The organism is Streptomyces sp. JNUCC 63, assembly GCF_054366325.1.
In genome coordinates, this window is record NZ_CM135963.1 from 283,747 (window position 1) to 296,714 (window position 12,968).

At 72.1% G+C, this 12,968-nt stretch carries 13 protein-coding genes and 1 riboswitch; of the genes, 4 read left to right on the forward strand and 9 right to left on the reverse strand.

Going from position 1 to position 12,968, the window contains the following annotated elements:
• Positions 1-5 precede the first annotated feature (5 nt).
• From ACX25U_RS01305 to ACX25U_RS01335, 7 genes are all read right to left on the reverse strand, one after another.
• Entirely contained in the window at positions 6-773 is a 768-nt protein-coding gene (locus tag ACX25U_RS01305) for an EamA family transporter (RefSeq protein WP_454388263.1), read from the reverse strand.
• Positions 774-931: 158 nt separating this feature from the next.
• Complete coding sequence (locus tag ACX25U_RS01310) at positions 932-1,117, reverse strand: hypothetical protein (protein ID WP_454388265.1); 186 nt, start codon at positions 1,115-1,117, stop codon at positions 932-934.
• A gap of 141 nt (positions 1,118-1,258) precedes the next feature.
• Positions 1,259-1,954, reverse strand: a complete 696-nt coding sequence (locus ACX25U_RS01315; protein WP_454388267.1) for a L,D-transpeptidase family protein — start codon at positions 1,952-1,954, stop codon at positions 1,259-1,261.
• 126 nt (positions 1,955-2,080) lie between these two features.
• Positions 2,081-2,869 carry an SDR family NAD(P)-dependent oxidoreductase gene (locus ACX25U_RS01320; RefSeq protein ID WP_454388269.1) on the reverse strand — a complete coding sequence of 263 codons (789 nt, stop codon included), beginning with the start codon at positions 2,867-2,869 and terminating at the stop codon, positions 2,081-2,083.
• A gap of 50 nt (positions 2,870-2,919) precedes the next feature.
• Positions 2,920-3,834, reverse strand: a complete 915-nt coding sequence (locus ACX25U_RS01325; protein ID WP_454388271.1) for an SDR family oxidoreductase — start codon at positions 3,832-3,834, stop codon at positions 2,920-2,922.
• 156 nt (positions 3,835-3,990) lie between these two features.
• Positions 3,991-4,620, reverse strand: a complete 630-nt coding sequence (locus ACX25U_RS01330; protein WP_454388273.1) for an MBL fold metallo-hydrolase — start codon at positions 4,618-4,620, stop codon at positions 3,991-3,993.
• Positions 4,620-5,705, reverse strand: a complete 1,086-nt coding sequence (locus tag ACX25U_RS01335) for an S-(hydroxymethyl)mycothiol dehydrogenase (RefSeq protein ID WP_454388275.1) — start codon at positions 5,703-5,705, stop codon at positions 4,620-4,622. The genes ACX25U_RS01330 and ACX25U_RS01335 overlap by 1 nt, the downstream gene beginning before the upstream one ends.
• A gap of 249 nt (positions 5,706-5,954) precedes the next feature.
• Here ACX25U_RS01335 and ACX25U_RS01340 point away from each other — a divergent pair, with 249 nt between their 5' ends.
• The 3 genes from ACX25U_RS01340 to ACX25U_RS01350 all read left to right on the forward strand — a co-directional run bounded on the left by ACX25U_RS01340 (position 5,955) and on the right by ACX25U_RS01350 (position 8,876).
• Positions 5,955-6,320 (forward strand): nuclear transport factor 2 family protein, encoded by a 366-nt coding sequence (locus ACX25U_RS01340; RefSeq protein ID WP_454388276.1) that lies wholly within the window; start codon positions 5,955-5,957, stop codon positions 6,318-6,320.
• A gap of 224 nt (positions 6,321-6,544) precedes the next feature.
• A riboswitch (ZMP/ZTP riboswitch) is annotated at positions 6,545-6,631 on the forward strand.
• A gap of 19 nt (positions 6,632-6,650) precedes the next feature.
• A complete protein-coding gene (locus ACX25U_RS01345) occupies positions 6,651-7,499 on the forward strand; it encodes a bifunctional 5,10-methylenetetrahydrofolate dehydrogenase/5,10-methenyltetrahydrofolate cyclohydrolase (protein WP_454388278.1) in 849 nt (282 codons plus the stop codon).
• 144 nt (positions 7,500-7,643) lie between these two features.
• Positions 7,644-8,876, forward strand: a complete 1,233-nt coding sequence (locus ACX25U_RS01350) for a glycosyltransferase (protein WP_454394754.1) — start codon at positions 7,644-7,646, stop codon at positions 8,874-8,876.
• Here ACX25U_RS01350 and ACX25U_RS01355 read toward each other — a convergent pair.
• Positions 8,870-9,532, reverse strand: coding sequence for a TetR/AcrR family transcriptional regulator (locus tag ACX25U_RS01355; protein WP_454388279.1), 663 nt, complete (start codon positions 9,530-9,532; stop codon positions 8,870-8,872). The two genes, ACX25U_RS01350 and ACX25U_RS01355, sit on opposite strands and share 7 nt — an antisense overlap.
• Positions 9,533-9,678: 146 nt before the next feature.
• Between ACX25U_RS01355 and ACX25U_RS01360 the strand changes: the two genes are divergently transcribed.
• Positions 9,679-10,932, forward strand: coding sequence for a YncE family protein (locus ACX25U_RS01360; RefSeq protein ID WP_454388281.1), 1,254 nt, complete (start codon positions 9,679-9,681; stop codon positions 10,930-10,932).
• 16 nt (positions 10,933-10,948) lie between these two features.
• On the opposite strand, the gene ACX25U_RS01365 is transcribed toward ACX25U_RS01360, so the two are convergent.
• Entirely contained in the window at positions 10,949-12,919 is a 1,971-nt protein-coding gene (locus tag ACX25U_RS01365) for a GTP-binding protein (protein WP_454388282.1), read from the reverse strand.
• Between the last annotated feature and the right edge of the window lie 49 nt (positions 12,920-12,968).

Here is a 12,968-nt window from a genome sequence, read left to right on the forward strand (position 1 = left end):
GGCGGTCAGCCCAGCGTCAGCAGCACGGTGGCCGCCGCCGCGCCCAGCAGACCGGCCACCTGCCACCGAGTGACCCGTTCGCGCAGCACGGCGAGCCCCAGTGCCACGGGAAGGGCCGGGTACAGCGAGGCGAGGACGACGGCGACCGCGAGCACCTGCAGGCGGGTCGCCAGCAGGTACAGGATCAGGGCGAGAGCGGCGCCCGCGCCGATGAGCAGACCTTGGGCCCCGCGTACCGGGGGTATGCGGAGGCGCCGTACGCCGACGGGCAGCAGGACGGCGACCGCGGCGAGGCGGCCCGCCGCCACGGGCCACAGCCCGCTCGACGGCCCGGCCTGCGCGAGCGCGAGGTACTGCACGGCGACTCCCGCGCTCGCCAGCAGGCCGTCCGCCGTGCCCCGGCCGCGGGTGGCACCCGGACTCCCGCCGGAGACCAGCCAGAGCGCGGGCACCGCGGCGGCGATGCCCGTCCAGGCCAGGGGCGTGGGCCGGTCGCCGAGGACGAGGACCCCGCACAGCACGGACAGGGCGACGGAGGTGACGGCGCTCACAGGCACCACGACACTCATCGCACCGCGGGTCAGCCCGCGGTTGAGCAGAAGCATGGCCGCGCCGCTGCCTACGCCGGACAGGCCGCCCCAGCACAGATCGGCCGACGACAGGGAGTGGGCCGGGACGAGGAGGGCCGCCGCGACGGCGAGCAGCAGCCCGCCGAGCCGGCCGAGGAGGGTGACGGCGGCGAAGTGCGTGCGGCGGGACAGCATGCCGCCCATGGTGGGGGCACCTCCCTGCTCGAGCGAAGCCGAGAGCTTGGGGGACGACGAGGCCGTAGCAGAGGGCGGAGGACAGTGCGAGAAGGGCACCCGTTCGCTCATGGGTGCCCTGGGAGGATGATCCGATGCTGCGACGGTGGCCGTGGAGGAGAAGTGGCTCAGGCGGCCCTGAGCGGGAGGTGGGCGGCTGTGGCCCACTCCAGGACGAGGCGCTGGTATTCCTCGCGCTGCTCGCTGGTCAGTGTCCCGCCCGACCGGAGCCACAGGGCCCGGATCTCCTCGTTGACCTCCGCGGCCGATCGCTCGGAAACGGGCTCAACAGTGGTGGACATGCCGTGAAGCATATGCCGATCGAAGTGAAGGCGCTGTGAATAAGTACGAGCGATACGGGCATATCGGACCGTGTTGCTCATCACGTCAATTCGGCAGGAGCCCGGCGGTAGTTCGCGATTCAATCGCCACCGGGCACCGGCATCCGCTCACGCTCAGGTGCCCGGCTTGCGGCCGTAGACGTACACGTCGTCGCCCTTCTTCAGCAGCGACCAGTACTTCTTGGCGTCCTTCGGCGTCATGTTGACGCAGCCGTGCGAGCCGGGCGGGTTCCACATGCTCAGGCCGACCGAGTGGAAGGCCTGGCCGCCGTCGAAGAACTGGCTGTACGGCATGGGCACGTTGTAGAGGGTCGAGACGTGGTCGATGTGCCGCCAGTAGATCTTCTTCAGGCCGGTGCGGGTCTGGTAGCCCTTGCGTCCGGTGCGCACCGGCACGGGTCCGTAGACCAGCCGGCTGCCGTCCTGGATCCAGCTGAGCTGGAGAGTGAGGTTCACACAGGCTATCCGGCCTTTGTTGACCGGGCACTTGCCGGCCTTGTTGGGCTTGTTGCCCACGGCCTTCTGCTTGTTCATGAGGTCCATCACGCCCCAGGTGACGGGACCCGCGTAGCCGATGTTCGGTGTGATGCCGTGCTTGTTCTGGAAGGCCCGTATCGCCTTGCAGTCCGCGGCCGACTGCCGCCCGTCGACCGGCCGGCCGAGGAACTTCTCCACCTGCTTCTGGTACGGCCCGGCCTGCGTCGTGCAACTCGCCGCCTGCGCCGGCGCGGCACCGAGCGTCAGTGTGAGCGGAACCACCAGTCCGGTGACGCCCAGTGCGACTGCTCCCCGTCTGCCCATGTCCCTCATGACGACTCTCCCCCTTGGTGCGTTCCTGCGCTTTCGGACACCTAGACCCTTGGCGGGGGACACTGGTTGCGAGGCTCCTCACGCCGAGATGAAACGGTGACATCCGACCGGCTCCGGCCCGTGGGTTCAAGTGGTCCGAAGGGCCGCGTGGAAGCCGGCGTTGACCGCGGTGAGGCCGCCGTCGACGGTCAGGGTGGTGCCGGTGATCCAGGCCGCGTCGCGGGAGGCGAGGAAGGCCACGGCGGCGGCGATGTCCTCCGGCTCTCCGACCCGGCCCAGGGGGTACAGAGTCCGGACGCGGTCGAGTTCGGCGTCCCTGCCCTCCCAGGCCGAGGTGCGTACCGTGCCCGGCATGACGAGGTTGACGCGGACACCGCGGGCGGCGGCGTGTCCGGCGAGGGTGCGGGTGAGGGACGCCAGGCCCGCCTTGGCGGCGCTGTAGGCGTGGTTGCCGAAGTCCTGGACGCCGTTGACCGAGCCGATGCCGACGATCGCGCCCCGGCCGCCTGCCGCCAGGTGGGGCAGGGCGGCGCGGCAGCAGCGGTAGGCGCCGGTCAGGGTGACGTCGAGGTCGCGGGCCCACGCCTCGTCCGGGCCGTCCTCGAAGAGCGGGGTGTCGGGTGAGCAGTGGGCCGCGCTGTTGACCAGGACGTCGAGTGAGCCGAAGGCGCGGACGGCGTGGGCCACCGCCGCCTCCACCGACTCGCGGTCCGCGACGTCCACCGCGTGCGCCCGCGCCGTGAGGCCGCGCTCGCGCAGGGCCGCCGCGGTCTCCTCCGCCGCGTCGCCGTCCACGTCGGTGACCAGTACCCCGGCCCCCTCCTCGGCCAGCCTTCGCGCGGTGGCCGCGCCGATGCCCCGCCCCGCTCCGGTGATGAGAACCCCGTGCCCGTCGAACCGCCCGCTGTCCGTCATGCGCCGAACCTACTGCGGCGGACGATCACGCGAACAGACGGCGTGCGCGGTCACCGGTAGCCGGTCGTGTCCGCCGGTCCGCCCCGGTCCTGGACCTCCGTGAGGTAGCGCCAGGCGTCGGGGCGGCTGCCGTCCAGGTCGGTGAAGCCGTAGACCCGGGCGAGGGCGCCGCTGGAGAGGGACCGGCCGTTCCAGCGGGCCACGTCCGGGTCGGCGGCCAGGGCGATGACGGCGCGGCCCACGTAGCGAGGGGTCTCGGAGATGGCGAAGTGGGGGACCTGGTCCAGGGCGTCGCGCCAGTTGTCCTCGGTCACCCCGAAGTGGTCGAGCATCAGCTCCGAGCGCAGCCAGCCGGGGGTCAGCGCGAGGGCGGTGGCGCCGCGCGGGCCGAGTTCGTGGGCGAGGGCGAAGGCCATGCGCAGGACGGACGCCTTGGCTAGGTCGTAGAAGAAGTTGACGCGGTAGGTGTCCCGGTTGTACTCGGCGGTGCCGTCGGTCATCTCCACCACCAGGCCGCCGGGGCGGCGCAGCAGCAGGGGCAGGGCGTGGTGGCTGGTGATCGCGTGTGTCTCCACCGCGAGGCGGAGCAGCCGCAGTCCCTTGTCGAGGTCGTGCTCCCACACCGGGGTGTCCCACTCGAAGAGGTGCTCCGCGCCCCAGATGTCGTTGACGAGGACGTCGAGTCGGTCCTGCTCGCGGGCGATGCGGTCCACGAGGGCGCGCACCTGGTCCGGTTCCAGGTGGTCGGTGGGTACGGCGATGCCGTGGCCGCCGGCCTCGGTCACCAGGTCGGCGGCGTCCTCGATGGTCTCGGGGCGGTCGTACTCCGAGCGGCGGGCGCGGGTGGTGCGTCCGGTGACGTACACGGTGGCACCGGCCGCGCCGAGTTCCACCGCGATTCCCCGTCCCGCTCCCCGCGTCGCTCCCGCGACCAGCGCGACCTTGCCTTGAAGCGGACCCGGCATGTCCGGCCTCCTGTGCGTCTTCCGTCGATGCGATTGCCGTCATCGAGGGTGCCGGGGAAACCGGACATCTCCTGTCGTCTTTTGCGGGCGAATCGTCGGGGATCCGCTGCGGGCGGGCCGCACGAGCGGTTTTCGGGTTCGTGCGGCCCGTGCCCGTCAGTGCCCGCGGGCGATCCACTCCTGAAGGTGCGGGGCCTCGGCGCCGATGGTGGTGGAGTCGCCGTGGCCGGTGAGGACCTTCGTCTCGGGTGGCAGCGTCAGCAGGCGGTCGCGGATCGAGTCGATGATCGTCGGGAAGCTGGAGTACGAGCGCCCGGTGGCGCCCGGCCCGCCCTGGAAGAGGGTGTCGCCGGTGAAGACGGTGGCGAGCCCGGGGTCGTACAGGCAGACCGCGCCCGGGGCGTGGCCCGGGGTGTGCAGGACCGTCAGGTCGGCGCCCGCGGCCTCGATCACCTGGCCGTCGGCCAGATGCTCGTCGGGGTCGCGGTCCGGGTGGGTCTGCTTCCACAGCGGCAGGTCGTCGGGGTGCAGCCAGATCGTCGCGCCGGTGAGGTCGGCGAGGGCGGGGGCCGCGTTGACGTGGTCGTTGTGGGCGTGGGTGCACACGATCGCGGTCAGCCGGCGGTCGCCCACGGCCTCGGCGATGGCCTGAGCGTCATGGGCGGCGTCGATGACGACCACCTCTTGGTCGTCGCCGACGATCCACACGTTGTTGTCGACGTCCCAGGTGCCGCCGTCGAGCGTGAACTGCCCGGAGGTGACGAGGCGTTCGATGCGCGGGGCCATCACAGCACCACCACCGAGCGCAGCACGTCGCCGCGGTGCATCCGCTCGAACGCCTTCTCCACCTCGTCCAGTTGGATGGTCTCGGTGACGAACTTGTCCAGCGGCAGGCGTCCCTGCAGATGCAGGTCGATGAGCATCGGGAAGTCCCGGGAGGGCAGGCAGTCGCCGTACCAGCTCGACTTCAGCGCACCGCCGCGCCCGAAGACGTCCAGCAGCGGCAGCTCCAGCTTCATCTCCGGCGTCGGTACGCCCACCAGGACGACCGTGCCGGCCAGGTCACGGGCGTAGAAGGCCTGCTTGTACGTCTCCGGGCGGCCCACGGCCTCGATGACGACGTCGGCGCCGAAGCCGCCGGTCAGCTCGCGGATCGCCTCGACCGGGTCGGTCTCCTTGGAGTTGACCGTGTGCGTGGCGCCCATGGTGCGGGCGGTCTCCAGCTTGCGGTCGTCGATGTCGACGGCGATGACCTTCGCCGCGCCCGCCAGGTACGCCCCCGCGATCGCCGCGTCGCCGACGCCGCCGCAGCCGATGACGGCGACCGAGTCGCCGCGGCCGACGTTCCCGGTGTTGATCGCCGCGCCGATGCCGGCCATCACGCCGCAGCCCAGCAGGCCGGCCACCGCCGGGGAGACGGACGGGTCGACCTTGGTGCACTGGCCGGCCGCCACCAGGGTCTTCTCGGCGAAGGCGCCGATGCCGAGGGCCGGGGAGAGTTCCGTGCCGTCGGTGAGCGTCATCTTCTGCCGCGCGTTGTGGGTGTCGAAGCAGTACCAGGGCCGCCCGCGCTCACAGGCGCGGCACTTGCCGCACACGGCCCGCCAGTTCAGGATCACGAAGTCGCCGGGCGCGACGTCGGTGACCCCCTCGCCGACCGACTCCACCACGCCCGCGGCCTCGTGACCGAGCAGGAACGGGAACTCGTCGTTGATGCCGCCCTGCTTGTAGTGCAGGTCGGTGTGGCAGACGCCGCAGGCCTGGACCCGTACCACGGCCTCGCCGGGCCCCGGGTCCGGCACGACGATCGTCTCGACCCGCACGGGTTCGTTCTTCCCGGGCGCGATCACGCCGCGCACTTCCTGCGCCATGGTGCTGTTCCCTTCCATCGAGCGGTGTCCGTCCCACCCGACCCTACGCGTGACTGATCAGTAAGGCACCGGGACGGGTCGCTTCTGCCGGTTTCGCGGCGGTCTGCGCCCCGCGACGGCACGCCCCCGGCCTCCGCCGGGCGCGGCGTCCGTGCTGCGTTTGCCCTGCCCGCGGCGGCGGAGGAGCCTCGAAGGGGGGCCCGTCGCGGCCCGCTCCTCCTGAGCCGCGGCCCTCCTAGGAGGTCACCCATGGCTACCAGGTCAAGCCCCGCCTTCGACACCGATACGCTGCGCCGCGGCATCGAAGGAGACACGGCGTCCACGCTGCTGTCGCTGTACGCGGACGACGCGGAGATCCGCATCGTGGACCGCAACACCCAGCCCAGTCACCCCAAGGTCCTGCACGGGCGCGACGAGATCGGCTCGATGCTGAACGACATCTACGGCCGCGACATGACCCACAAGCTGGAGCAGTGCGTCATGCAGGGCGACCACGCCGCCTACATCGAGTCCTGCGAGTACGGAGACGGCGTCCGTGTCCTCGCCGAGTCCATGGTCTCGCTGCGCGACGGCAAGATCGCCGATCAGACCATGATCCAGGCATGGGACGAGTAGGGAGAAAGGCCGCGAGGTTCCAGGTCAGCTCCCGGCTGACCTGGACCTTCTCCGCCCGCGCGGGCCTGGGCGGATCCCACTCGGCCGGGTTCCGGAAGTCACGGGCGGCGTCCCGGCTGGCGTCCGCCGCCCTGCTCCGGTCGGCCCTGCGGGCGGCCCGGCCCCGCCCGCACCGCGCCACGCCGCGTGTACGTCGACCGCGGCGGGCCCGTTCGGCTAGGCTGACGCGGGGCCGTGACTGGCGCTGAGGTGGAGCACCACCGGGGAGCGGTCCACGCAGAGTGTTTGAGCCGCGCGCCTGGGCGATCCGTCGAACGCCCAGGAGTGATCATGTCCCAGGCCCGTCTGATGGACGGCACCGCGCTCGCCCGCCGTGTCGTGGAGGAGACCGCCGAGCAGGCCGCCGCACTGACCGAGCGCACGGGCACGGTGCCCTGCCTCGCGACGGTGCTGGTCGGCGAGGACCCCGCCTCCGTCACCTACGTGCGGATGAAGCAGAACCGCTGCCGCAAGGCCGGTATCGACTCCCGCCATGTGGCGCTGTCTGCCGGAACCACCACCGAGGAGCTGGTCGGCACGCTGCGGTCCCTGTCGGAGGACCCCGCCGTGCACGGCATCCTGCTCCAGCACCCGGTCGGCGACCACATCGACGAGCGGGCCGCGTTCGAGGCGATCGCACCCGAGAAGGACGTCGACGGAGTCACCTTCGCCTCGTTCGCGACGATGAGCTTCGGCCTGCCGGGGTTCGTCTCCTGCACGCCCGGCGGCATCCTGCGGCTGCTCGACGAGTACGGCGTCGAGCTCAGCGGCAGGCGCGCCGTCGTGGTCGGCCGCAGCGCGATCCTCGGCAAGCCGGTGGGCATGCTGCTGCTCGCGCGGGACGCGACGGTGACGTACTGCCACTCGCGCACCGCCGACCTGTCGTCCGCGGTCCGTGAGGCGGACGTCGTCGTCGCCGCCGTGGGCCGGCCGCGACTGATCCGCGGCCAGGACGTCAAGCCGGGCGCCGTCGTGATCGACGCCGGCTACAACCCGGGCAACGTCGGCGACGTCGACTTCGACTCCGCCGTGGAGAGGGCCGCGCTGATCACCCCGGTGCCGGGCGGGGTCGGTCCGATGACGATCGCCACGCTGCTGGAGCAGACGGTGCGGGCCGCCGCCCGGCAGCTCGGGGTGTGATCAGCGAGGCCAGGCGCTGTACCGCGTTACGTCCCCGGCATGGGACATCGGCCGTGACAGGGTGAAGGGGTCCGACACCTCTCGGGTCGTTCACGGGTGGCGGGCGGGGGCGCCGCCATACTGGCCGACGTGCGCGTAGCGATCATGACGGCGGGTTCCCGGGGCGACGTGGCCCCCTTCACCGGACTCGGGCACGGCCTGGCCCTCGCCGGGCACGAGGTCACCCTGGTCACGCACGGGTGCTTCGAGCCGCTGGTCGCGGGCTCGGGCCTGGCTTTCCATCCGCTGCCGGTGGACCCGCGGGCCGAGTTGGAGTCCGCGCGCGGACGCGAACTGCACCGCAGCGCCACCGACGCGGGCAGGATGCTGCGGGCCGTGGGGCTGGTGCGGGCGGCCATCGGCCGTATGACGGACGACCTGATCGCGGCGGCCGAGAAGAGCGACATGCTGCTGCTCGCCGGCTCGCTGGGGCCGGTCGGGCACGTCATCGCCGAGGCGCTGAGGCTGCCGAGCATGGGCGCGCATCTGCAACCCCTCTCCCCCACACGGGAGTTCGCCCCGCCCCTGCTCGGCGGTGGCCACTGGGGAGCGCCCGCGAACCGCCTCGCCGGGCACGGAGTGAACCTGGCCGTGGAGCGGGTCTTCTCGGCGGCCGTCCCCGCAGTACGGGCCCGGCTGGGGCTGCCGCGCGCCCGTGCCGGCACCGGACGGCGCATCCGCCGGGTGCAGCGCCGGCCGGCGTACCACGGCTTCAGCCCGCTGGTCGTGCCCAGGCCGCGCGACTGGCGGCCCGGACTCGAGGTGTGCGGGTACTGGTGGCCGTACGACCGCTACGCCCAGCTCCCCGACGGCGTACGGGATTTTCTGGACGCGGGCCCTCCCCCGGTGTTCGTCGGCCTCGGCAGCGCCACCGTGCCCGACCCCGGCCGGCTCAGTGACACGATCGTGCGCGCGCTGCGCCGGGCCGGACTGCGTGGGGTGATCCAGCGGGGCTGGGCCGGGCTGGCGGCGGCCGGCGAGGACGTGCTGACCATCGGCGAGGTCCCGCACTCCGCGCTGTTCCCGCGGATGGCCGCCGTGGTGCACCACGCCGGGGCGGGCACGACCGCGGCCGGGCTGCGCGCCGGCGTCCCCGCGGTGCCGGTGCCCGTCCAGTTCGACGAGGGCTTCTGGGCCGAGCGCCTCGTCGGCCTCGGCGTGGCACCGTGCGCCGTCCCGCTGCGGGGACTCACCGCGGACGCCCTCGCCGCGGCTCTCGTCCGGGCCACCCGGGACTCCCTCCACCGGGAGCGGGCGCGGGCCCTGGGCGTCCGGATCCGCGAGGAGGACGGGGTCGCACCTGTGCTGAACGCGGTCGACCGGCTCGCCGGTCAGTAGCTGTCCTCCGCCCAACCCGGTGGCCGCAGGATGGCCAGCAGCTGACGGACCAGTTCGTCGACCACCTCGTCCAGGGACGCCTCCACCCAGCCGGCGCTCCAGTCGTGCAGGAGGCCGTTGACGCTGCCGATGAAGGCCGTCGCGGCGATCCGGTAGTCACGGGGCGCCGCCTCGCCGCACTCGGCGGCGGCCCGGGCCTCGGCGCAGATGAGGTCGACCCAGCGGGACCGGCGCTCCAGGCGCTGCTCCTCCAGGCGCGGGCTGACGCCGATGACCTCGACGAAGGTGACGCGGATCCGGCGCGGGTCCGCGGTGACGTTGGCGGCGTAGGCGCGGAAGAGGGCGGTGACGCGTTCGGCGAGCGGCAGTTGCCCGGCCTCGACGAGGGCGTCCCGGACGGCCTGTTCGGCCCAGGCGTTGACCTCGAGGTGAAGGGCGGCCAGGACGTCCTCGAGGGTGCGGAACTCCTCGTAGAACTGACGGGTCGACAGTCCGGCGGCCTCGCTGAGCGCGGCGACGGTCGTCGCGCGGTAGCCGGGGGTGTCGCCGAACAGTCGCAGCGCCGCATCGAGGAACCGGCGGCGCCGCTCGGCCTGTCGCTCGGCGGCGGACTTGCCGCCGTAGCGGCCGGTCGGCGCCCTCAGCCTGCCCACCACGATCCCCTCCCTCGTACGCCCGCTCCAATTTTGTCGTGTACGCGGTCTTGTGGAGTAGGCGATCCCCTCCTTACTTTTCAGTAAGTTGACTGTGAAAGCGCTGGTGTTCAGATTCCCGGCTCCCCATCACAGAGGAGAGAGCAGTCATGCCTGCTGTCAGAACCAGGCACCTTTGCTCCGTGGCCGCCGCCCTCGCCCTGACCCTCACCGCCCCCGCCGCCACCGTGACCGCCGCGCCGCAGGACCCGGCCGGGCTGCGGGAGGTCCTGTTCGTCGGCAACAACTGGGACGGAACCGCCGATGTCATCAAGTCCACCGGCGACTTCACGAGGATCGGCCGTGTGAACGTCGTCCCCGACAAGGCCCGGCGGATCGCGGAGATCAACGCCGACCCGATCAAGTGGATCTACTTCCAGGCGATCCGCAACAGCGTCGGCGAGGGCCACGACCAGTTCGCCGACGACATGTACTCCACCCCGGACGGGAGGTCCGTGGTGGTCTCCCGGCCCAGCTTCGCCGACGTCGTGTCGGTGGACCTGTCCAGCGGGAGCATCAACTGGCGTTTCCCCGTGGCCGGTTACCGCGCCGACCACATGGCCGTCTCCCCCGACGGCACCCGGGTCGCGGTCTCCGCCTCCACCGCGAACACCGTGCACGTCCTGGACATCGGCACCGGAAGGCAGCTCGGCTCGTTCGCCACCGGCGACAAGCCGCACGAGAACATCTTCACCAAGGACGGCAAGTACATCTGGAACATGTCCATCGGGGACGTCAACACCGCGCTGGACGACCCGTTCTGGGACTGGACCAAGGGCGACCGGCACATCACCGTCGCGGACGCGACGACGTACAAACAGGTCCGGACCATCGACATGCGCCCGCGCCTGGACGCGATCGGCCTGAAGAACTTCTCCGACGCGGTACGGCCCGCGGTCTTCTCCCCCGACGAGTCCAAGCTGTACTTCCAGGTGTCGTTCTTCAACGGCTTCCTGGAGTACGACGTCGCCTCCGACACCCTCACCCGGGTCAAGACGCTGCCGAAGAACCCGGCGACCAGCGAGGACCGCACCACCTGGGTCAACGACTCGCGCCACCACGGCCTTTCGATGAACCCCGAGGGCACCAGGCTGTGCGTGGCCAGCACCATGGACGACTACGCGACCGTCGTCGACCGCGCGAGCCTGCGGGAGGGCCCGCTGGTCACCGCCTCCAAGCCCTACTGGGCCACGGTCAGCGGCGACGGCAGGAGCTGCGTCGTCTCCGAGAGCGGCGCCGACCAGGTCACGGCCATCGACTTCGCCACCGGGCGGAAGGTGACGTCGGTCCCGGTCGGCGACCATCCGCAGCGGGTCCGCCTGGGCCATGTGCCGGCCGACTGGACGGGGCCGTCGGCGAGCTGACGGCCCGTCTGTCACCTCACCCGCCCACCCGGCGGGTGAGGTTGAGCAGGTACTCCTTCCGGTCCAGCGGGTTGTGATCGGTGCGCGGGCGCTCGGGGACCGTGCCGCCGGTGACCGGCGCGTAGTGGTCGAAGGCGGTCTCCACCTCGCCCTCGCCGCGGGTCAGTCCCGGCAGCCGCTGCTCCAGCGCGTGCACCCCGGCCGCCGGGACCGTCCCGTCCAGGACGCAGACGGATCCGCGCGTGAGGGTCGTCCGCGGTACGGCCCTCAGCCCGGCCAGCACCGGCAACAGGGCGCCGAGCGTGTCCACGGGCGCCTCGACGCGGAAGCGGTGCATCGGCTCGTGCACCCGGGTGCCCGCGCGGCGCAGCGCCTCGATCAGCACGAGCGGGGTCAGGCCGCGGAAGTCGGCCCCGGTGCTCGACATGCTCTTGTCGAAGCCCTGGTGGGCGTGGCTCTGCCGGGGCGAGTACCCGCAGTGGATCATGGTCACCGTGCAGTCGGTGACCTGCCAGCCGTGCAGGCCCTGCCCCAGCGACTCCCGGACAGTGTCCTCGACTGCCTTGAAGAAGGCGTACGGCATCGAGCCGAGCTCCACCTCCAGCCGGAAGTCCACGCCGGAGCCCGTCGCCGCGGGGTCGACGCGCAGGCCGACCGTGGCGAGGAAGGGGTTGCCGTCCTCCTTGTCGAACTCCACCGCCGTCCCCGTCCCCACCGGCCGTTCGACGCACAGCGGGGTGGTCTCCCGGAAGGTGACGGCCAGCCCGAACTCGTCGGCGAGCGTGGCCTGCACGACCTCCTTCTGCACCTCCCCGTACAGCGACACGGAGATCTCCTGCCGCACCTCGTCGTGGCGCAGCCCGATCAGCGGGTCCTGCTCGGCCAGCCGGGTGAGGGCCAGGTGCAGGGTGCCGCCGCCGGCACCGGGACCGGGCACGACGACGGTCTCCAGCGTCGGCGGCGCGAAGAAGTGCCCGTGGGTCCTGCGAGGCTCCCCCAGCGCGTCGCCGATCCTGATGTCGGCCAGCCCCCACAACCGGGCGATCCGGCCCGCGGGGACGGCGTCGGCACGGGCGTCCGTGCCCTGGTCGAAGACACTGAGCGCGGTGATCCTGCCCTCCGCGCGGGCGTCGCCGTAGGGGACGCGGTCCCGTACCCGGAGCGTGCCGGAGAACACGCGCGCGTACGCCACCTTCTCCCCCGCCCGTCCCCGCTCGACCTTGAACACGGTGGCCGAGACCGGTCCCTCGGGGTCGCCTCCGGCGGCGGGCAGCAGTTCCTTGATGCCGCCGATGAGCGCGTCGACGCCCGCTCCGGTGATCGCGGAGCCGAAGTACACCGGGTGCACGAGGCTCTGCCGGGTCTGGGCGGCGAGGGCCCCGCAGAGCTGGTCGCAGGACAGGGTGTCCTCGACGTACGCGGTCAGCAGGTCGTCGTCGTGGTCGGCGAGGACGTCGGGCGCGGCCGGGCCGAGGCCGGGGACGAAGCGGGCCTCGCGGGTGCCGGGTCCCTCGACGTGCCCCATCGGGACGACGGCCGGGGTGAGCCGCCGCGAGATCGTCCGCAGCAGCGTCTCCCCCTGGGCGCCGCGCCGGTCGATCTTGTTGACGAAGAGCAGGGTCGGGATGCGCAGCCGCTGGAGCGTGCGCATCAGCACGCGGGTCCGCGCCTGGACGCCCTCGACGGCGGAGATCACCAGCACCGCGCCGTCGAGCACGCCGAGCACGCGCTCCACCTCGGCGATGAAGTCGGGGTGGCCGGGGGTGTCGACAAGGTTGACGGTCACGTCGTCGACCGGGAAGGAGACGACGGCGGACTTGATGGTGATGCCGCGCTGCCGCTCCAGCGCGAGGGTGTCGGTACGGGTGCTGCCGGAGTCGACGCTGCCGAGTTCGTCGATCACTCCGACGGAGTGCAGCAGCCGCTCGGTCAGGCTGGTCTTACCTGCGTCGACGTGCGCGAGAATGCCGAGGTTGAGCAAGTGCACCGGGCGTCATGTCCTTGTGAATGGGGCGGGTTGCTTCCTGGGTGGACAT